The sequence below is a fragment of the Thermococcus piezophilus genome (assembly GCF_001647085.1).
GTDB classification, from domain to species: domain Archaea; phylum Methanobacteriota_B; class Thermococci; order Thermococcales; family Thermococcaceae; genus Thermococcus; species Thermococcus piezophilus.
In genome coordinates this window covers 1,470,700-1,489,463 of the sequence record NZ_CP015520.1, presented here as the reverse complement: position 1 = coordinate 1,489,463, position 18,764 = coordinate 1,470,700, and the positions used below count along the sequence as shown (strand labels likewise).

At 51.3% G+C, this 18,764-nt stretch carries 19 protein-coding genes; 11 read left to right on the top strand and 8 right to left on the bottom strand.

The genetic code is table 11. The annotated features are described in order from the left end of the window. Positions 1-9 precede the first annotated feature (9 nt). A complete protein-coding gene (locus A7C91_RS08125; protein ID WP_068666498.1) occupies positions 10-480 on the bottom strand; it encodes a hypothetical protein in 471 nt (156 codons plus the stop codon). A 73-nt stretch (positions 481-553) separates the two neighbouring features. Here A7C91_RS08125 and A7C91_RS08120 point away from each other — a divergent pair, with 73 nt between their 5' ends. Further along, positions 554-2,275 carry a chloride channel protein gene (locus tag A7C91_RS08120; RefSeq protein WP_068666496.1) on the top strand — a complete coding sequence of 574 codons (1,722 nt, stop codon included), beginning with the start codon at positions 554-556 and terminating at the stop codon, positions 2,273-2,275. A 9-nt stretch (positions 2,276-2,284) separates the two neighbouring features. Beyond that, on the top strand, positions 2,285-3,544 hold the full coding sequence (locus tag A7C91_RS08115) for a TIGR00375 family protein (RefSeq protein ID WP_068666494.1): 1,260 nt from the start codon (positions 2,285-2,287) through the stop codon (positions 3,542-3,544). 4 nt (positions 3,545-3,548) lie between these two features. On the opposite strand, the gene A7C91_RS08110 is transcribed toward A7C91_RS08115, so the two are convergent. Next, positions 3,549-4,157 carry a diacylglycerol/polyprenol kinase family protein gene (locus A7C91_RS08110; RefSeq protein WP_068666492.1) on the bottom strand — a complete coding sequence of 203 codons (609 nt, stop codon included), beginning with the start codon at positions 4,155-4,157 and terminating at the stop codon, positions 3,549-3,551. Between the two features lie 140 nt (positions 4,158-4,297). Here A7C91_RS08110 and A7C91_RS08105 point away from each other — a divergent pair, with 140 nt between their 5' ends. The 8 genes from A7C91_RS08105 (at position 4,298) to A7C91_RS08070 (ending at position 12,870) form a co-directional block, all read left to right on the top strand. Beyond that, on the top strand, positions 4,298-5,233 hold the full coding sequence (locus A7C91_RS08105; protein ID WP_068666490.1) for a thiamine-phosphate kinase: 936 nt from the start codon (positions 4,298-4,300) through the stop codon (positions 5,231-5,233). A 91-nt stretch (positions 5,234-5,324) separates the two neighbouring features. Beyond that, positions 5,325-6,200 carry a lysylphosphatidylglycerol synthase transmembrane domain-containing protein gene (locus tag A7C91_RS08100; protein WP_068666488.1) on the top strand — a complete coding sequence of 292 codons (876 nt, stop codon included), beginning with the start codon at positions 5,325-5,327 and terminating at the stop codon, positions 6,198-6,200. Further along, positions 6,176-7,402 carry a glycosyltransferase family 4 protein gene (locus A7C91_RS08095; protein WP_068666486.1) on the top strand — a complete coding sequence of 409 codons (1,227 nt, stop codon included), beginning with the start codon at positions 6,176-6,178 and terminating at the stop codon, positions 7,400-7,402. The genes A7C91_RS08100 and A7C91_RS08095 overlap by 25 nt, the downstream gene beginning before the upstream one ends. Then, positions 7,399-8,112: a polysaccharide deacetylase family protein gene (locus tag A7C91_RS08090; RefSeq protein WP_068666484.1), complete on the top strand. Its 714-nt coding sequence runs from the start codon at positions 7,399-7,401 to the stop codon at positions 8,110-8,112. The genes A7C91_RS08095 and A7C91_RS08090 overlap by 4 nt, the downstream gene beginning before the upstream one ends. Before the next feature lie 47 nt (positions 8,113-8,159). After that, positions 8,160-9,203 (top strand): AmmeMemoRadiSam system radical SAM enzyme, encoded by a 1,044-nt coding sequence (gene amrS, locus A7C91_RS08085; protein WP_068666482.1) that lies wholly within the window; start codon positions 8,160-8,162, stop codon positions 9,201-9,203. A 5-nt stretch (positions 9,204-9,208) separates the two neighbouring features. Continuing rightward, positions 9,209-10,033, top strand: coding sequence for a hypothetical protein (locus A7C91_RS08080; RefSeq protein WP_068666480.1), 825 nt, complete (start codon positions 9,209-9,211; stop codon positions 10,031-10,033). A gap of 200 nt (positions 10,034-10,233) precedes the next feature. Further along, positions 10,234-12,042 (top strand): S-layer protein, encoded by a 1,809-nt coding sequence (locus A7C91_RS08075; protein WP_068666478.1) that lies wholly within the window; start codon positions 10,234-10,236, stop codon positions 12,040-12,042. A 45-nt stretch (positions 12,043-12,087) separates the two neighbouring features. Further along, positions 12,088-12,870: a hypothetical protein gene (locus A7C91_RS08070; protein ID WP_068666476.1), complete on the top strand. Its 783-nt coding sequence runs from the start codon at positions 12,088-12,090 to the stop codon at positions 12,868-12,870. Here A7C91_RS08070 and A7C91_RS08065 read toward each other — a convergent pair. After that, complete coding sequence (locus A7C91_RS08065) at positions 12,860-14,605, bottom strand: radical SAM protein (protein WP_068666474.1); 1,746 nt, start codon at positions 14,603-14,605, stop codon at positions 12,860-12,862. The two genes, A7C91_RS08070 and A7C91_RS08065, sit on opposite strands and share 11 nt — an antisense overlap. A gap of 226 nt (positions 14,606-14,831) precedes the next feature. Between A7C91_RS08065 and A7C91_RS08060 the strand changes: the two genes are divergently transcribed. Beyond that, positions 14,832-15,248 carry a ferritin-like domain-containing protein gene (locus A7C91_RS08060; RefSeq protein ID WP_234394342.1) on the top strand — a complete coding sequence of 139 codons (417 nt, stop codon included), beginning with the start codon at positions 14,832-14,834 and terminating at the stop codon, positions 15,246-15,248. A gap of 31 nt (positions 15,249-15,279) precedes the next feature. On the opposite strand, the gene rsmA is transcribed toward A7C91_RS08060, so the two are convergent. The 5 genes from rsmA to A7C91_RS08035 all read right to left on the bottom strand — a co-directional run bounded on the left by rsmA (position 15,280) and on the right by A7C91_RS08035 (position 18,760). After that, entirely contained in the window at positions 15,280-16,101 is an 822-nt protein-coding gene (gene rsmA / locus A7C91_RS08055; RefSeq protein ID WP_068666472.1) for a 16S rRNA (adenine(1518)-N(6)/adenine(1519)-N(6))-dimethyltransferase RsmA, read from the bottom strand. Further along, positions 16,098-16,718, bottom strand: coding sequence for a DUF655 domain-containing protein (locus A7C91_RS08050; RefSeq protein WP_068666470.1), 621 nt, complete (start codon positions 16,716-16,718; stop codon positions 16,098-16,100). The genes rsmA and A7C91_RS08050 overlap by 4 nt, the downstream gene beginning before the upstream one ends. Positions 16,719-16,787: 69 nt before the next feature. Next, a complete protein-coding gene (locus A7C91_RS08045; RefSeq protein ID WP_068666468.1) occupies positions 16,788-17,150 on the bottom strand; it encodes an RNA polymerase Rpb4 family protein in 363 nt (120 codons plus the stop codon). Positions 17,151-17,152: 2 nt separating this feature from the next. Continuing rightward, positions 17,153-17,449: a 50S ribosomal protein L21e gene (locus A7C91_RS08040; RefSeq protein ID WP_068666466.1), complete on the bottom strand. Its 297-nt coding sequence runs from the start codon at positions 17,447-17,449 to the stop codon at positions 17,153-17,155. A 147-nt stretch (positions 17,450-17,596) separates the two neighbouring features. Further along, a complete protein-coding gene (locus tag A7C91_RS08035; protein WP_068666464.1) occupies positions 17,597-18,760 on the bottom strand; it encodes a tRNA pseudouridine(54/55) synthase Pus10 in 1,164 nt (387 codons plus the stop codon). Positions 18,761-18,764: the final 4 nt, after the last annotated feature.

The window sequence follows — 18,764 nt, the reverse complement described above, 5'->3', positions numbered from 1 at the left end:
TCAAATTTTTCAGCCGAAGAAGGCTCCCATCATATCCATCTGCTCTTTGCTCATAGACTTTATCTTGAACTCAGGCGTCTCGGTCTTGAGCTTCCCATATTCCTCAGCGGTTATCTCCTCGGCCTTTCCACCTTTCACGAGGTAGAAGACGCCGTATTCCTCCTCACGGTAGGCGACGAGGAAGTCATCGACCTCGATGTCGTCAAAGTTCACGAAGATGACGTTTCCGCCCGTGTACGGGCGCTTGCACTTGAAGGGGAAGCTCGAGGAGTTGAGCATGGCATCTCCTAGAGCCTGATTAGCTTTTTCGCCGTTTATCTCGGTCCAGAACTTTCTCCCCTCGAAGTCCCCTTCGACGACTATCAGAAATCTCTGGCCGTCGAGCTCAACTATTGGCGCTCCCTTCTCCTGGAGTATCTTGAACAGCTCACATATGGTTTCCGCGTTTCTGAGGGAAGCGACAAATCCTTCAACTTTCATAGTTTCCACCGAAGAGAGTTCTCGAGGAGGTATAAAAGCTTAAGCTTTTTATTGGAGATACTTACTATCATTGATGGCCTCGGAAAACGGGCGCTACATCAAGAAGTGGGGAGGTATAATAACATTCTCGATACTCGCTGGCTTAGCTGGGGGTATCGGAGCGATTACATTCAGGATTCTAATCGGGCTCGTTCACAAGTTTTTCTTTGTCTGGTTGCTGCCGAAGGTGTCATACCAGGTGGGAGACTTCAACCTGGGCTACATCCTCCTACCAACCCTGGGAGCCCTCGTAGTTAGCTTCTTCATCGTTAAATACCCCGACATAAAAGGCAACGGTATTCCCGAAGTCATAGAGGCTGTGATCTTCAAGGGCGGCAACATCCATGGAGCCTTTGCAGTCATCAAGACCGTCGCAACGGCGATAACAATTGGCTCAGGCGGAAGCGTAGGAAGGGAAGGCCCAATAGGATTCATTGGGGCCTCGCTTACCTCTGTCCTCGCTCGCAGATTCCATCTCTCAAAGGAAATGAGGAAGCTCCTCATCACCTGCGGCTTAGCCGCGGGAATAGCAGGGGCCTTCAATACGCCTCTTGCGGGAGCTATGTTCGCCATTGAGGTTGTTTACATGGGGGCGTTCTCGATAAACCTAGTGCCAATCTTTATAGCGGCCGTAACAGGCAACGCGGTCACTCTGGCGGTGCTCAACAGGGCGGTTGAAATAGACATTCCCGACAAGATAGGTTACACACTCCCAGAACTGCCGCTCTTCTTCTTCCTAGGGCTCCTCCTCGGCCTCCTTGCAGCATTCTACGCCCGCTTCCTCTACTCCGCTGTTGACAGGTTCAGTGAGTCGAAGCTCCCCGAACTCTCAAAGCCCCTCATCGGCGGCATTGGCGTTGGCTTCCTTGGAATGCTCTTTCCAGCTCACGGGATATTCGGCATAGGCTACGGGGGCATGAGGATGGCCTTCTACGGCGAGCTGGCGACATGGCTCCTCATAGTCCTCGGGCTCACAAAGATGCTTGCAACTGCACTGACCATAGGCTCTGGCCAGAGCGGCGGTGTTTTCGCGCCGAGTCTCTACATTGGGACGATGTTCGGCGCCGCCTTCGGCCAGCTGGTAAAACTAATCCTGCCAGCGCTGGAGCCAAATCCCACCGTTTACGCCCTCGCTGGAATGGCTGCCTTCTTCAGTGGGATGACGCAGGCGCCACTGACGCAGATACTCATGGTGACCGAGCTAACGAGGAGCTACGCCGTCCTGCCCCCTGTAATGACCTCCGCGACGATAGGCTTCCTGACCGCGAGGTTCTTCCTCAGGGGAGAGTCCATATACACACTTAAGCTCCGCAGGAAAGGGTACCGCGTCAGAACAGGAAGGCCGATAATCCTCGAAACCATCTCGGTCAGCGAGATAATGACGCGCGAGCCCGTTTACGTCCACGAGAACCAGACACTCCTCTACGTCGAGCACCTGATAGGTGAAACCGGCCACGACTGCTTCCCCGTCGTTAATGACAATCTCGAGGTTGTTGGTGTCATTGGGATAAAGGACATTCTGAAGAAGCCGATTTCCCTCAAGAGAATGCGCGTGAAGCGCTTCACGAACAGGGCCTACGGTGTTACATATCCAACGGAAACAGCGGAAGATGCCTTTGAGAAGCTGATGGCCCACGATCGGAACCTTTTGCCGGTGGTTGAGAGTCCTCAGAACCGGAAGCTCGTCGGAGTCGTCACCAAAAGGGACATATACCGCGCCTACTACCGCGGACTGGAGGGTATGTACATAGACTGAGGTGGTTTCATGCTGGTTGACGCTGACCTCCACATCCACTCCCGCTACTCGAAGGCGGTTTCAAAGCTTATGACGATTCCAATGCTCGCGGAGAACGCGAAGTTCAAGGGGCTTGGAATTGTCGGAACCGGCGACATACTCAACCCGAAATGGGAGGAAGAGCTACTCAGATACGCAGAGAAAGCTGATGAAGGAACCTACGAAAGGAACGGGATACGTTTCCTGCTCACGACGGAGGTCGAGGACAATAAGAGAGTCCACCACGCTCTTATCTTTCCAAACATTGGAGCCGTCCACGAGATGAGGGAGCTGCTTAAACCTTATTCCAACGATATAGATACGGAAGGTCGCCCCCACGTAAGCCTTTCGGCGGCGGAGATAGCGGACCTTGCCAACGATCTTGGTGTCCTGATCGGTCCTGCCCACGCCTTCACACCCTGGACAGCACTCTACAAGGAGTACAACAGCCTGAAGGAGGCTTATCAGGGGGCCAAAATCCACTTCCTCGAGCTCGGCCTTTCCGCTGATTCTGAGATGGCAGATAGAATAAAAGCCCATCACAGGCTCACCTACCTTAGCAATTCGGATGCCCACTCGCCGATGCCCCACCGCCTTGGAAGGGAGTTCAACCGCTTCGATATCAACGAGGCGACCTTTGACGAGGTCAGGAAAGCCCTTCTGAAGCGCGGAGGAAGGAGGATAGTCCTCAACGCAGGGCTTGACCCGAGGCTCGGAAAGTACCATCTAACCGCCTGTTCCCGCTGCTACGCTAAGTATTCACCAGAGGAAGCCAAGGCCTTCAAATGGAAGTGCCCCAAGTGCGGAGGGAGGATAAAGAAGGGTGTCCACGACAGAATTCTCGAGCTGGCAGATACAAAAGAAAGGCCCAAAGACAGGCCGCCCTACCTGAGACTTGCCCCTCTGGCTGAGATAATAGCGATGGTAATCGGCAAAGGTGTTGAGACAAAGGCCGTGAAGGCCATCTGGGAGCGCTTTTTGAAGGAGTTTGGAAGCGAGATTGAAGTCCTTGTTGACGTGCCTATCGAGAGTCTCGCGGAGGTTCACGAGGAGGTGGCAAAAGCGGTCTGGGCCTACAGGAAGGGCAAGCTGATAGTGATTCCAGGCGGAGGCGGAAAGTACGGAGAGATAAACCTGCCCGAGGAAATAAAAAAGGCTAGAATAGACGAGTTGGAGAGCGTTGAGGTGAAAGTGCCGAAGGAAGAATACAAGCCGAAGCAGACTTCGCTGATGAAATTTTTGAATAAATAAGAAATCAAAGCACAAAGAGGGGCTTTATCAGAACCGCAACTACTGGAACGGCAATGTTATCATCGATGACTTTCTGATACTCGGCGAGCATCAGTATGCCGGACCAAGCAAACTTCATAACAACGTTCAGATCAGGCAGCATTACAAAGGCTATGATGAGAGCGCTGAGGATGTACCCCACGCTGCCGATCCAGTGCTTCCTGAGCTTGACGTTGAAGCCGTTCTTTTTGAAATAGTAGAACCTGAACACACCAGTGATACCATCGCTGATGGCCATCACAAGCATTATCGCGGAGGCGTAGTTGACATCCATAAAGACCGCCATGGCGCTGAACATGATGCAGTAAAAGACCTCGCCGTAGTTGTCCCTTATCTGGTACCAGCTAAGCTCCTTTTTCATTATATGAGTTATAAGCTGGGCGATAGCAAAGACCATGACGGCACCAGCAAGTTCAACGCCAGAAACAAGGCCTTCTCTGAACATAAGGATTGCAGGAACACTGCTGAAGTGGATTATCTTCCTGTTTATCCACACATAGTCTTCTCCCAGCTTCTTCGTCAGCGCTATCGCCAGCACTGGAAAAAACACCGCAAGCAGCAGATATTTTAACATCTTATTCTCCCTTCTAAGTTGGGTAAATTAATCAAATTATCACGGTTTCATTTATAAGTTTCTCGTTTTGTCTAGCCAACTTTCGGCGGGTGCCGAAGGCAACCCTAATAACCACCCTTCCGAACCTTGGTGCGATGCCCATGGAGCGCGAAATCATCGAACTCTTCATGAAACACCTCAGAAAGCAGGGCGATTTGCCACTCGGTGATGATGCAGGAGCACTAAGGCTCGGTGATGAGTGGCTGGTTGCAACCAACGACATGCTCGTGAAAAATACCGACGTTCCCAATATAATGACCCCTGAACAGGTCGGCTTCAAAGCCGTAACTATGAACGTGAGCGACGTGGCAGCTATGGGAGCTAGGCCCATCGGATTCTTGTTCTCTCTAGGAGTGCCAATGGGCATTGATTGGGGCTACATCGAAGGTGTTGCGAGAGGAATTGGTGAAGCGCTTGAGTTCTACGGCGTTCCGGTGTTGAGCGCAGACACCAACGAGGTAGACGATTTGATAATCGACGGCATCGCCCTCGGAACGACAAAGCGCCTCCTTAGGAGGAGTGGAGCAAAGCCAGGCGATTTAGTATGCGTTACCGGAGACATAGGAAGGGCACTGTCGGGCCTCATGATTTATTTGAACGATCTCGACATTGACAGGAAAACAAGAGAAATCCTCTACGAAAAGCTGCTCGAACCAAAAGCGAGGGTAAAAGAAGGAATCGAGCTGAGTAAGTACGCAAACTCGGCGATAGACATCAGCGACGGACTGAGCAAGGGGTTGCATCTCCTTGCAGAGATGAGCGGCGTAAGAATCGAGATCGACGGGGAAAACCTGCCGATATGGAAAGAAGTTCATGAAGTCGCCTCAATTATAAATGCCAATCCCATTGAAATTGCACTGGCCTCTGGGGAAGAGTTCGAGCTGCTCTTCACTATTCCTCCCCAAAATCTGGAAGAACTGAGCTCTGATTTTACGGTTATAGGCACGGTACACAAAGGGGCTGGGGTATTCATTACTGCCTCCGGAAAACGACTGAAAATGCCCCTGTTAGGGTGGGAACACTTCAGGAGGCCCTGAACACCAGCCTTCTGCCACGTCCGCCTTCCTTACCCTTCAAACTCGGATAAGGTTTATAAACGATCATCGTGAGTAAAGGCTGGTTGGGAGTATGTTCGAGAATGTCGGGGTATCAACAGAACAGTACGTGACTCTCATAGAAAAAGTTCCCCTACACTACTTAACCCTAGCGCTCCTCACCTACTACGTGAGCGTCGTGCTGTACGCCATCCGTTGGAAGCTCGTTCTCAGAGGCATGGGGCGTGATGCTCCCCTCTTCGAGCTGGTGAAGGCAATTTTGGCCTCCATCTTCATGAACAACGTGACCCCGATGAGCCGCGGCGGCGAACTCCTGAGAATCGCGTGGATAAGTAAAAAGAACAATATCCCCACAGGCATATCCATGGTGAGCATAGTATACGAGCGTATCCTTGAGACAATCCCAGTTTTCGTTCTGTTCCTGGTGGGGATGCTTTATTTCTCCTCAACACCCGAACTGCTGTTCATTATAGGGATCGCGGGCGTGGCGGCGATATGGATTAAATGGGAAGCCTTTGTGAGGCTCTCCCTGAGGCTGTTCAGGACCTCTGTAAGCGGGGAAGAGCTGGAAAACATTCGCTCCCTTAGGAATAGGCACAATATAAACCTCATGGGCATTCTTCTGAGCTCGGCCGTCTGGATACTCGATGTTGCAAGGCTCAAGCTGATAACTCTCGCTTTTGGACTCCACTTAAGTCTGAGCCTGATCGCAGTCATTTCCATAGCAAACCTGCTCCTCGGCCTGGTGGCATTCACTCCGGGAGGCATCGGTATCATTGAGGGGGGTCTCGTTGGAACTCTTACTCACTTCGGGATCCCACTGGGATTTGCCGTTTCCATAACCCTGCTGGAGCGCTTTGTCTCCTACGTGCTCAGCACCCTCGTGGGACTAGTGGTTCTTCTAACGTCGGGGGGGAAAGAGGTATGGAGAGCCTTAAAATCGCGATAGTGTCCGACTGGTTTTTTCCTAAAATCGGTGGAATCGAGACTCACATTGACGATCTCGCCCGGAATCTCCTCGAAATTGGGCACGAGCCCTATGTGATCACCCACGATTACAGATATCTGAAACCCTACAAGGACAACTTTCCCTATACAGTCAGGAGGTTTTCTGCGTCCATGTATCTGAAAAACTACCACGTCAGCTTCGGCCCAAACCAGCTTTGGAAGATAAATGAGCTCTATAAAGAGGTGGGCTTTGACATTACCCATGTTCACAGCATGTATTCGCCCCTTTCAATTGCCGTCGCCAACCTCTCGCGGGGCATCCGCGGTGTTCCAGTTGTTGCGACTAACCACTCATTCTACGGAAACCCCAAGGTCGACTTTATCCTCGGCCCCATGCTGAGGCACTACCTTAGGAGGGTAGACTCCTTTATCGCCGTGAGCACACCCGTGGCAGAGGACACCAGGAAACTGCTCGGAAAAAGTATGAACGGGCGTCCTGTGGTGGTCGTTCCCAATGGCATCGATGTCGAAAAGTGGCGGCCCCCAGAGCCGGAGGAAAGAGAGAAAACCAGGGAAATGCTGGGACTTTCCGATGAGATAGCACTCCTCTACATAGGGAGGATGACCGAGAGGAAACAGGCCCACAGGCTTCCTTTCGTTATCTCTTCTGCTCTGAAGCTTTCGGGCCTCAGTAAGGACAAGATACGACTGATTGCTGTTGGGAACGGAGCTATGCGTCCTAAACTTGAGGAGAACCTCCACATAACCGGTTTGGCCGAACGCACGGTTCTCTTTGATTTCCTGCCAAGGGAGAAGGCTAGAGAACTATACTGGGCGGCGGATGTTGTTTTAATGCCAGGAATGCTGGAGGCATTTCCAATAGTGGGTCTTGAGGCCTCGGCCACGGGACGGGCGATAGTTGGTCGGAACGAAAGCGGACTCTCTGACCTGATAGTAGATGGCCTCACCGGGTTCCTTGGCAACAGTGAGGAGGAGCTCAGCCAGAAGCTCGCTGAAGTGATTTCCAACGGAGATATCATAGAAAGAATAGGCAGAGAAGCCAGAAAACGTGTAGAGAAAGAGTTCTCCTGGAAGGTAGTCCTTGAAAAGCTCCTCGATGTTTACAAAACCACATTAGATGCTGTAGATGGGGCCGACAGGAGATATATACTCTACAGGATATTACGGGGGAGCAGGGGATGATAGTTTCAATAACCTTTGATGTTGAACACGATTGTCCGCCCTATCTAACGACCACAAAAGGAATGGAGGAAGGCCTGCCGAAGCTTCTCGACCTTCTAAGCGAGAAGAACGTTAAGGCGACCTTCTTCTTTACCGCGGAAATGGCCAGGCGCTTTCCGCACCTTGTGCGGCGCGTTATAGACGAAGGCCATGAGCTTGGAAGTCACAACTACAACCACGAGAGACTGGACAAGTTCTCAAAGGGCGAAGGAAGGTACGCGATAGAGAAATCCCTCAAAATCCTAAGGGAGTTTGGTGATGTCGTCTCGTTCAGGGCCCCCAACCTGCAGTTCCCTAACTACTATTATGAGATACTGGAAAGGAATGGTATACTGGTTGACTCGTCCAAGGCAACTTACAAGGGTTACCGCGAAGGAGTTAGATTCTTTGGGAATGTGCTTGAGGTTCCCGCGTCAACAACATCTTCTGTTATAAGGCTCCCATGGAGAATCCAGAAGCTCATTCACCCAAGACTGAGCGAGCCACGCGTTTACTTCGCCCACCCCTGGGAGTTCGTTCCGATGCAGAAGGAGCCCATAAGGTTCGACTGCAGGTTCAACACTGGAGATAGAGCCCTTGAGCTCCTCGCCCGGCTTATAGACTACTACAAAAGCCAGAACGCAGAGTTCCTCCTTGTGAGAGACTACTACGAGAGGTATATGAAAGCCTAATTAACTTTCCTTTCCAATTATATCTAAGTGAGATGGAGGTGATAGTTATGAGAGAGGCAATGTTCTGGGAGAAGCTCGACGGTAACCGCGTTCGCTGTAGGCTCTGTCCAGTCAACTGCATCATCGATGAGGGGCAGCGCGGCTCGTGTAGGGTAAGGAAGAACATCGGTGGGAAACTCTACACCTTAAACTACGGCAAGGTTTCTTCGATGGCTATGGATCCAGTGGAGAAAAAACCGCTCTTTCATTTCTGGCCCGGTTCCTGCGCATTCTCGATCGGAACCGTCGGCTGCAACATGCACTGCAAGCACTGCCAGAACTGGGAGATAAGCCAGGCAGATGAGAGCCTCCCATATATACGGGATGTTTCTCCTCCTGAGGTAGTTGAATTGGCCAAGCGCTACGGCTGTGAGAGCATAGCGTACACATACAATGATCCCGTAATCTGGTACGAGTTTGTGCTGGATACTGCAAAGATAGCGCGGAGAGAAGGTTTGAACAACATCCTCGTCACAAACGGATATATTAACGAGGAGCCGTTCAGAGAGCTGGCTAAACACATAGATGCCATGAACATCGACATCAAGGCCTTCGATGATGTCTTCTATATGAAGATAGCGGGCGTCCCCTCCGGAGAGCCGAGCAAGAGAATCGCGGAGATAGCTAAGAATGAGCTCGGAATTCACGTTGAGCTGACTTATCTTATCAGTCCAACACTCAATGACAGAGAAGAGGAGATAAGAGCCTTCGCCCGCTGGGTAGTCGAGCATTTAGGGGACGACACACCCGTCCACTTCTCGCGTTTCTTCCCACACTACAAGCTCGCCAGCCTTCCGCCGACACCGCTTGAGACTATCGAGATGGCATACCGCATTGCCAAGGAAGAGGGCCTGAAGTTCGTGTACATCGGCAACGTGCCTGGGCACACAGGGGAGCATACCTACTGCCCAAGTTGCAGCAAACCTTTAATAGTCCGCTGGGGATTCAAAATCACCGAGTACCACGTGAAGGACGGGAAGTGCAAGTATTGTGGAGAACCCATTCCAATAGTTGGGACGTACTTAAAAAAGCAATATAGCTGGATGTGGTGATGAAATTGTCCGAGATCGAGGTTATTTTTTACATAGAAGCCTTAGGCAACGACAAGAAAGTTTTAGAAAGGGCTTTAGAGGAGACTGCCAAGAACCTCAAAGATGAAAAGGGGGTCAAGATCAAATACATAAACGTTGAAGACGTGCTGAAAAACGAAGATGAGGATTTTCTAAAGTATTCCGGAGTCATAGAAGCCCAGTTCTCCGGTGATCTGGGAAACATAGTACGGTTAACCCTCAAATACTCACCGGCAGTTGTAGAGGTGCTTGGGCCCGGAAAGGTCGAGGTCGAGTCCAAAACGCTCATGAAGATCCTGGGAGAGGTTTCTCTCTTCATGGGTAAGCTCATGCAGAAGTTCGGCGGTCTGGCGGTTTACCCCAAACTCGACGATTTGCCAGAACCGAGAATAGACTATTCCCGAGAGGAAATCGAGGAGTTAATCGTCGAGGACAGGAACATTCTTTATCGTTTTGTCATAGAGGTCTTTGGTGAAAGCGAGGAGGCCATAAAAACGACTATGGCAAAGGCCCTGACCATCGAAGGGTGCAGGATAAACAAACTCGCTGTTCAGGGGCAAGAAGAGGACAGTCAATTTAAGGGACTTTTAGCGGCTGAGCTCCTCTCGTCTTTCGAGTCCCTCATGCAGCTCACGGCAAAATATGCTCCTGTGGCGATTTCTGTGCTGGAGCCCGAAATCATCGACATTACTGCCAATGAGCTCCAAAACGTCCTCACAGATCTGGCCGGATTCGTGAACGAACTGGTTACCAGACCCATAAAGAGGCAGATTATGGAGAAAAAGAACACCGAGTTCAAGCTCAGCCCGTGAGATTATCGGCAAAAGGCGAATACTCTATAGGCATTTAATTAAGCTCCCTTTCATTTTTACGGCAATCAGCGTGCTCTTTTTGAACAGAGAAAGGGTCTGAAAGCGAAAAGTATATATACCCGTATCTGATAGAAAGTCATTGACAACACATATTAGACCACCTTAGGGTGTTAACCCCAAACTTATGGAGGTGTTGGGAAATGAAAGTGAAGAAAATCGCGGCCCTTGCACTTGGTGCCGCAATGGTTGGAGCAACCGTCGGCTTCGCCAGCGCCCAGCCGACCGTCCCGAACATACCGAAGGACTTCTTCGTTAACGCCGATGGAACCCCGAACGTTAAAATCGTCGTTGGAAGTAACGCTGCTGCAATGGACGTTGCCAGTGCCGCTGACATAGCCGTTGCCCTTGGAAGCCTGCTCTACACCACCGAGCAGGTTGACGTCCAGGGCGACTACGTCAAGATCAAGGCTGAGTACCCACCAGAGACTGTCCTCTCAGAGCTGATCTACGCCTACAACTACACTACCATGACCAACGACCACAACCTTACGAACCTCACTGGTTGGGCCACCAGCTACGACGAGCTTCCGGGAGACTACTGGTACAATGGCAGCGCCTACACTGGTAACTACACTGACTGGGTGGGCAACTTCATGGTCCCTACCACCATTGCCGACAAGGACAAGATCGGCGACGAGCAGCTTATCGACTGGCACATCACCCTCAAGAACGTCCAGCTCAGCTCCAAGGACCCCGCTGAGTGGAACGGTACCATGCCACCCAAGGACGCTGACCTTATAGTCACTCCAGGCAACGTCACCGTCTTCGTTGACTACGTCCTCTACAACTACACCGTCTCACACACCACTGAGGTCAGGCCAGCTTACCCAGAGTGGGGCGTCCCGGCTGAGAGTGCAACTGTTACTGACTGGTACATCGGCGACGCCGAGAACATGGCTGCTGCCGGTGGAACCGAAGTTGGCGTCTACAGCCCAGGTGTTGCTGCCGGTGACACCTTCACCGTCTTCGGCGAGACTTACTACGTCCTCAGCGTCGGAAACGACACCTTCACTGCCGGTCTCGATAAGGGTACCTCCTGGTACCAGGTCGGCCAGCCGCAGGCTATCGAGGGCACTGACTGGATTGTTACCGTCCTCGACATAAGCATCATCGACCAGAGGGCTCTTGTTGTCGTCAAGAACGCCGTCACCGGCGAGGAGAGCGACCAGATTATCCTCGAGAAAGACACCCCAGTTAACATCTTCGGCGATGGTAGGGTGGTGCTTACCCTCAAGGACACTTTCGTCGGTATCGACGGTCACCTTATAGCCAGCATCGCAGCCCAGGTTGGCGTCGATACTTACACCAGCGGTCGCACCATCACCTACGATGGCAAGAACTGGGAGATGACCATAAAGACCGACGGCACCTACATCACCAACATAACCCTTACCAACCTCGACACCCTCGAGGGCAACCCGGTTGACATCTTCGGCACCTACAACCTCGTGTACAAATTTGAGATGAAGACCAAGAATGAGGCGGACGTTGACTACGACATCAACGGCGATGGCGACAAGGACGATACCCTCGTCGTTGCTTACGCCTACATCTGCCTCAAGGAGAAGGAGGGCACCATCATCGAGAAGGAGCTCAAGGTCGGCGACAGCGTCCTTGGCACCGACTACGTCGTCAGCGAGATCCACGCTACCGCCGACAACATCATCCCCAAGCCAGTCGCCAGCCCGATAACCGTCATGGACTACGAGGTCAACCTTGAGGACCCAGGAAGCAACCTCATCCTCGTTGGCGGCCCGGTTGCCAACAGTGTCACCCAGTACCTCGTCGATGAGGGCATCAGCCAGGTCGACTGGTACAACAGCACAGGCGGCATCGAGTACATCCAGGACGCCCTTGGAGGCTACGACGTCGTCATCGTCGCCGGTGCCACCAGGACAGAGACCAAGGCTGCCGCCGAGGCCCTCATGCAGTACCTCGCTGGCCTCTGAAAGCCTTTCCTTCTCTTTTAATTCTCTCTTCTGGGGGTTTTAACCTTGAATCAAAAGAAGCTTGCAGTCATTTTCATAGTTCTCCTCATAATCGTTGCTCCAATAAGCTACTTCATGTATGCATATCATGAGTTTTCTAACGTCCTCAATCCAGGACCACCAAAGGCATCGAGTCAGTACATCGTGATATACACTCCCTCAGCCCAGTTCTATGTCCTCACTGAGGAGCAGTACAGGAAGCTCCTCAAAGAAGGAACCAGGCCACCTACGGGTTCGAGGATATACAACATCACAGTGGACAGTTACATTACAGGCAGTCCAGAAGTTGACCTGAATCTGACGATTAGAAGCTTTTATGAGTACTTCACGATAGTTATCGGCGACCCCTCCGTAGAGAACTGTAAAGATAACCCCCAGATGTATGTCGGGGACTGCAGATACAGAACACTCACAGTCTCTGAGATATCTGGGGTAGTGTCCAACATCTTCACAATAAACTACTATATTAAGGGCTTAGAGATGGGCTATGACAACACCACCGCCAAGCAGTACGCCTACAACCAGACCTGGCTAAGGTACAGAAAGGTCTACCTAACGTTCATGACCAAGTTCGATATTGGCCGTGGTAAGATCGGAAACCCAGACCACCTGGTGATACTCATCATTGGACCGGCTGAGGGCGCAAAGGAGAACCGAATCTTTGCCCCACGCAGAGGTGTGCTTGTGATAGAGGGAGTGACCGACGACACCCTCAGGGCAGAAATCACGCTGATAGAAAAGCTGATAGGGTTCACATGGCTAAGCGGGGAAGGGAATACTACAGGGTGATCAAATCATCCAGGAGGTTTCTCTCTTCTTTTCCAACCACTTCAAAGAATTCATCCTTACTTCTGAATGGTCTCATTGAAAGAAGTTTCACAACCTTCTTTTTCCCTATCCCTGGAATCTGCTGAAGAACCTTGGGACTCTCAGTGTTGACGTTTATCGGTACTGGAATTCCCGTTATACTCCTGAAGCCGTGTCCGACTATCATCACATCGTAGAAGCGGTTCAGCTCAACCTCCTTTGGAATGCCGACTATAAGGGGATAGCTCCCTATCTGCCTGCCGTAGGTAAGGCCGTTATCATAAACCTCAGCCCTAACGTCCCTGAGAACCGTTCCAACGGGCACAACCCGCTTCAGCATAGGCAGGTCTATCTCATGACGGATTTTATACTTGTAGTGCTGGATGAGCTTCTTGTGCTTCTCTGTCTTGACTTTGTTTCTCATGTGCCATAGCGGAGTCCCGGGGAAGACAACCACCTGTCGGATGTTTATCCTCCTAACCATCAAACCGTCGTCGAGAAGCCTCTTTAGGAATTGGAACGTCAGCTCGTAGCTCTTCTTTGTCTCTCCTGGAAGGCCGAAGATAACATTTATACCCGGCAGGAGCCAGGGCATCCCATTGTATCCTCTCTTCCCACCGATTTCGTTGAGCAGCTTTACAGCTTCATAGGTTTCCTCGGGAGTGGCGTTCAGGTTGTTGAGCTTGGCCACCCTGGGATCTGCGTTCTCCAGCCCAAAGGCCACAACGTTCCCCGGAGTGCCGTATTCAACAAGGGCCTTCGCTATACGCGTGCTCTCTTCTGGATAGTTGGCTATTACAGCTGGGTTGGCGTTGTCCACATGGAGGGTTTTCAGGTCAGGAGCGACCGAGCGGATTCCGCGGAAGAGCTTCTCTACCGCCTCGGGGTTTGGTATGGGAACGCGGCCGTTCGGTTTCGCCATATAGGAGAAGATACAGCTCTGCCTGCCGACGCGGAAGTGTCTTACCCCAAAGTTGTAGAGAATCTCGACTTCTTTTACTATATCATTAACTGGCCTGTCCTCAACGGTTTTGTACCTAACGGGTTCCGTGCAGAAGGAGCATCCCCCAATGCCCATAGCCTTTGGACAGCCGCGCTGCGTTTCGATTTCCACTATTACAAAATCCGGAAAGTCAGGAAACTGTTTGACAACTTCAGCCCCAAGGAGCGCGTAATCCCGAAGCTCGTCATAGGTTCTGAACCTGAATAGGTCAGCTTCTCTCGGGTCTCTAAAAAAATCATGGAGGAACGCTTCCAGGTCACCGTAAACGATGTGGTCAAAAACCTCCTGGGCCAACATCAGTTCTCGCGAGGTTATCTTCGTCCCACCTTGATGGGCGGAGCCCATGAACGCAGGCCCACCGAGGATTTTAACCCCTTGGAAAGGCTTCAGAAACTTTGCAACTTCCTCAACCCGGGATGGAACTGCCGAAAGATATTTGCCAGGAGTGTGCAAGCCACCGAGGTATATCATAACTTGAGCCTTTTCAAGGATTTGCCTAGTCTTCTGGAAGTTTGGAGTTTTGTTCTTGGTTGCTATGCCGTTTTCCCCGATGAACGTAGCTCTGAGGTCATCTATGGTTAGGTAGAATACTTCAGCATCATTTCTAGCCTTTTTAATTGCCCCGTAGGCATACCTTGGATATATGCCAAGATAAGGCGGAACACCCAGCCCGGCAGGTTCGTCTGTGTAACCGTCGATGATGGCAACTATCATGTTGGATGAATCAACTGGGCCTCTTAAAAATCAATCGATACCGAAAAGTATAAACGGTTCGACGCCGTAGCACAGAATTGGGATAAACATGACCACTCAAATGACTACCTCCCGTTACAAAACTAATAAAAAAGCTCAATTTGAAAAAATCATCCAGACACTTTCCCAGCTCAACCATAAGGAACTTATCTCATACTGGATAAACCAAGAGGTAAAGGAGGCCGAGATGTACCACAGACTCTACACGATGAGCAAAGAGATTATGTGGGATGAACGGGTTCCAAAGCTTTTCTTTGAACTCTACAGGGACAGTTTGGGGCACGCTGAGATATTGCTAAGGCTATACCACACAATGTTTCCCGGGGAAAATGTCGTTCAGGTAGACATCCCTCCTCTGGAGGTGGAGTTACCCGGGGATCGCCTCAGGGAGATGGTGTTTAAGGGAAACCTAGGGGACATCATCGAGTACATGATGGGCACCGAAAGGCTTGCGCGCGATGTCTACAGTTACCTGGCAGATCACGCTACCGACGAAAAAACAAAGGCAACTCTCGTAGGGCTGGCTGACATTGAGAATGGACACTACGAGAGGCTCAGGAAGATCTATGAGGCACTCTTCGGGGATGAACTGGAGAAGGAATAAGATAATTCCGCCACCAGTTCTTTGCTTCCACTTACCCGATGATATGATTGGCCCGTAGGTAGTCCTCTATTTCCTTAACCTCTTCCGGAGAAAGCTGGAAGACCCTCTTCTCTGCATGTGGAACCGAGGCTATTAGCCTCTTTATGGCCTTGAGCTCCGCCTTACCAAGGCCAAGCATGTGATGTGAATCCTTCAATGCCCGACTGACCTTTTTTCTCCTATGGTGGAAGAGGGCCTTAACGAGGTTCTCGTCGAGCTCTATCCTTTCGTCTTTAGGCTTAGGTTCCAGGATTATGACGGCAGAGTCCACCTTTGGTCGTGGATAGAAAGCACCCCTACCTATTCTCTCGACGAGCTCAGCATGGGCCTTTGCTCGAACCATCAATGATAAGCGGGAGTAGTTTCCATCTCCAGGCTTCGCCACCATCCTCTGGGCAAATTCGAGCTGGTATATCAGAACTGCCCTGTCGAACTCATACCTGAGAAATTTGAAGGTTACGGGCGAGGATATCTGATAGGGAAGGTTGGACACTATTTTATTGAACACAGGAAAGTCCACCTTTAAGGCATCTCCTTCTATTATCTCAACGTTGGGCCAGGCATACTCCTTTTTTAGTATCCCCACAAGAAGAGAGTCTTTCTCTATTGCGTAGACCTTTCCAGCTTTCTTGCTCAGTGCATCCGTGAGGACTCCCAAACCGGGCCCAATCTCAAGAACCGTGTCTCTTTCGCCCAGTTCCGCTCTCTCAACGTTCCGTTCAATTATATCATCAACTATGAGGAAGTTCTGACCGAGATTAGAATTTGCCCGTAACCCATATTTAGAAATAAGAGAAAAGATGCGCTCCCTCATACCCTGAATATCCTCCTCGAGCCAACGAAGAGGCGATATCTGTCCTTGCCTTCCAGTTCGTCAACGATGCGCTTGGCTATCATCTTCGCTGGATCAGGGAGCCCCTTGACCCTATGCCTGAGATCCTCAAAGCTCCTGAAGGGCTCTTTCTTGCGCTCCTCTATAATCTCCCACATGTGCTTCTTCCCTATGCCCGGCAGGAGCTCAAGACTGTGGAGCCTGTTGGTTATCGGTGGAGCGAGGTTGAAGAACTGAACAAAGCGCTCCTCGTTGTTTTTGACTATCTCCTCAACGACGTAGGGAAGCTCGGCCTTGGCCGTGGCGGTGAGATCATCGTAATGGATCTTCTTATTTATCATGAGAATTTTGTCCCTCTGGCCCTTGCCTATGAACACTCTCTCGTACAGCATCAGATCCTCTTTCGGGGCCACCTCAAGAAGCGTGAAGGCTTTTTCACCTATTACCTGGGCTACAGGTCTTCCGGTTCTCCTCCCGGTCTTCAAATCGGTGTATCCCTCCGGCAGATAGTCCAGCACGTATGCGTACTCTTCATATTCAACATTCCGCCTCTTTTTCTCGAGGCTCTCCCTATAAGAATGCCTTCTGTAGCGATCCATTTTCTCTCCCCCAGAAATTATACCCACTTGGAGTTTTTATACTTTGTCGAGAAAAGGGAAAGAAGGGAGTCACTCCCTGTAGTCGTCGAGGAGCTTTATTATCTCCTCAGCCTCTTCCTTCGTTGGCAAGTACTCTTCCTTGGCAAAGATGACACGGATGTCGAAGTAGTCCTCCGGCATCAGGTCGACGAGCTTAGCTGCCAACCTCTCGTCGAGCCAGTCGAAGAGCTCCATGAGCTTCTCTTTGAGCTCAACTGCCTGTTCTGGATTGAGCCTGGTGAAGCGCTCGGCATGCTCGAGGCTAACCCTAGCCTCGTAAAACATCGGCTCCTCAGGTTTCTCCCCGATGCCCTCAGCCTTGCGCCTCTCGAGGAACTCCTTCGTTTCGGCTATCGTAAGATAGCGCTCCTCGAGCTTCTTCCTGCCTATCATGCTCATCCCTTCTGAGCCCTCAAGTGGACCGGGTGGATGAAGAATGTCTTTATTTTGCTGCCGTCCCCAATCTGGACGACGTAAGCATCGCCGCGCTTGCCGACGACAGTTCCAGTTCTACCGTGGAACCTTGGGTCGGGCATTCCCTTGTGGTAGCTTGGCTCTATGACGATGTGAACCCTCTGCCCGACCTCAAACTCCTGAAGGAACCTGGTGAGCGGGGGAAGTCCCCTCCTCCTCGGCTTCTTGCTGAGCTTGCCTCTGGTCTTCCTCCTAAAGCTGTGGGCCTTCTGAACCATACCAATCACCTCACTAATTTTTACTCATCCTGCAACGGACATGGAGAGGTTTATCTCCACTTTTCGAATTCTCCAAATCTTTTCGGCATATAGACTAAGCCTGTTATGGCTTCGTTACCCAATCAGCGAAAAGCGTTTATAAAGTTTTCAGTCATCGAGGATGTTCAACACATCAAGCCTCTCGCACCAAGCGGGCTTTCCGAGCAGCTCGCTCACGGACGGTTTCGTCCTTCCCTTATCCCCGGAGATTAACTCCTTGATGTAGAGACCGCCGTCAGTTATGAGCCTCAGTTCAAAGTGCCTTTCGTCTATCCATCCAGCCTCGGCATCGTGAACCCTCTTCACCCTGACCTTGTCGGCCCGCGCCTTCCTCACGCGCCGCGGCGTCCTCTGGAGTATCTCAAGTCCTCTAAGCTTTCTCACGACTTCCTCGGCTTCCTCGGGGGTTACGCCGTCCTCAACGAGAACGAGCGCGAGATATTCCTTTCGGTGGTTCTTGGTGAGAACTTTCTCAGCCTCCTTAGGAGTAACGAAGCGAAGGTTAAGCACTTCAACCTTTCCGCTCCCGTTTATTTCCTCTGTGAGAACGTTGAGGTCAACGCTCCTCACTTTGGGGTTCTTTATCTCAAGGATGAAGGGCCTGCCGTTGCCGAGGGTTCTGACGTCAACGTCCTCCCTCCCTGCACCCTTAAAGACGCACTTCCCCCCAGTTACCTTTGAGAAAGGCCTGCATATCAGCGACGCAACGCTGTCCTCGAAGCCCGGCAGGGGCGTCTGGGGGATTCTCCTGACGAGCTTTCTGTAGCGGCCATAAACGTAGAGCGGGTTTATCTGAAGCTCCACTTTCCCAGAAAAGGGCTCCACGATGAAGACCACATCGGGGTTGTCTCTCTCAGTTTCCTTTCTCAGTCTTTTTCCGAGGGCCTTTCCGAGCTCACGGTTGAACTCGACCTTTATCGGCTCGGCTGTTTCTATACCAAACTCCTCCCAGATTCGCCTTTCCTTCTCAAGCACCTCATCGGGAAACCTCGAGCCGACCCAGAAGGTTGAGAACTCAATCCCTTCGGATGCTTTAAAGCACAGCTCAACGAACTGGTCAAGCCTCTCGAAAACGTGGTTACAAAGCTCACATCTCTCAGGCTTTTCGACGGGTTCTAGTTCTTTCTCGGAGCGTTCCATGTTGAGAACGAACCTTATTGCCTCTCCACGCTCCTCGTTGGTGCCCTTTCCGAGCTTGGCGAAGAGCCTGCCAAGGCAGTGGTTGCAGAGACTGTGATTCTCGAGAACCTCTTCGGCCTTGTTGACTATCATGCTC

What these genes read in the sequence shown, in the direction of transcription:
- A7C91_RS08125 (WP_068666498.1), bottom strand. Translation starts at nt 480, where the DNA reads ATGAAAGTTGAAGGATTTGTCGCTTCCCTCAGAAACGCGGAAACCATA.
- A7C91_RS08120 (WP_068666496.1), top strand. Translation starts at nt 554, where the DNA reads ATGGCCTCGGAAAACGGGCGCTACATCAAGAAGTGGGGAGGTATAATA.
- A7C91_RS08115 (WP_068666494.1), top strand. Translation starts at nt 2,285, where the DNA reads ATGCTGGTTGACGCTGACCTCCACATCCACTCCCGCTACTCGAAGGCG.
- A7C91_RS08110 (WP_068666492.1), bottom strand. Translation starts at nt 4,157, where the DNA reads ATGTTAAAATATCTGCTGCTTGCGGTGTTTTTTCCAGTGCTGGCGATA.
- A7C91_RS08105 (WP_068666490.1), top strand. Translation starts at nt 4,298, where the DNA reads ATGGAGCGCGAAATCATCGAACTCTTCATGAAACACCTCAGAAAGCAG.
- A7C91_RS08100 (WP_068666488.1), top strand. Translation starts at nt 5,325, where the DNA reads ATGTTCGAGAATGTCGGGGTATCAACAGAACAGTACGTGACTCTCATA.
- A7C91_RS08095 (WP_068666486.1), top strand. Translation starts at nt 6,176, where the DNA reads ATGGAGAGCCTTAAAATCGCGATAGTGTCCGACTGGTTTTTTCCTAAA.
- A7C91_RS08090 (WP_068666484.1), top strand. Translation starts at nt 7,399, where the DNA reads ATGATAGTTTCAATAACCTTTGATGTTGAACACGATTGTCCGCCCTAT.
- amrS (WP_068666482.1), top strand. Translation starts at nt 8,160, where the DNA reads ATGAGAGAGGCAATGTTCTGGGAGAAGCTCGACGGTAACCGCGTTCGC.
- A7C91_RS08075 (WP_068666478.1), top strand. Translation starts at nt 10,234, where the DNA reads ATGAAAGTGAAGAAAATCGCGGCCCTTGCACTTGGTGCCGCAATGGTT.
- A7C91_RS08065 (WP_068666474.1), bottom strand. Translation starts at nt 14,605, where the DNA reads ATGATAGTTGCCATCATCGACGGTTACACAGACGAACCTGCCGGGCTG.
- A7C91_RS08060 (WP_234394342.1), top strand. Translation starts at nt 14,832, where the DNA reads ATGTACCACAGACTCTACACGATGAGCAAAGAGATTATGTGGGATGAA.
- rsmA (WP_068666472.1), bottom strand. Translation starts at nt 16,101, where the DNA reads ATGAGGGAGCGCATCTTTTCTCTTATTTCTAAATATGGGTTACGGGCA.
- A7C91_RS08050 (WP_068666470.1), bottom strand. Translation starts at nt 16,718, where the DNA reads ATGGATCGCTACAGAAGGCATTCTTATAGGGAGAGCCTCGAGAAAAAG.
- A7C91_RS08045 (WP_068666468.1), bottom strand. Translation starts at nt 17,150, where the DNA reads ATGATAGGCAGGAAGAAGCTCGAGGAGCGCTATCTTACGATAGCCGAA.
- A7C91_RS08040 (WP_068666466.1), bottom strand. Translation starts at nt 17,449, where the DNA reads ATGGTTCAGAAGGCCCACAGCTTTAGGAGGAAGACCAGAGGCAAGCTC.
- A7C91_RS08035 (WP_068666464.1), bottom strand. Translation starts at nt 18,760, where the DNA reads ATGATAGTCAACAAGGCCGAAGAGGTTCTCGAGAATCACAGTCTCTGC.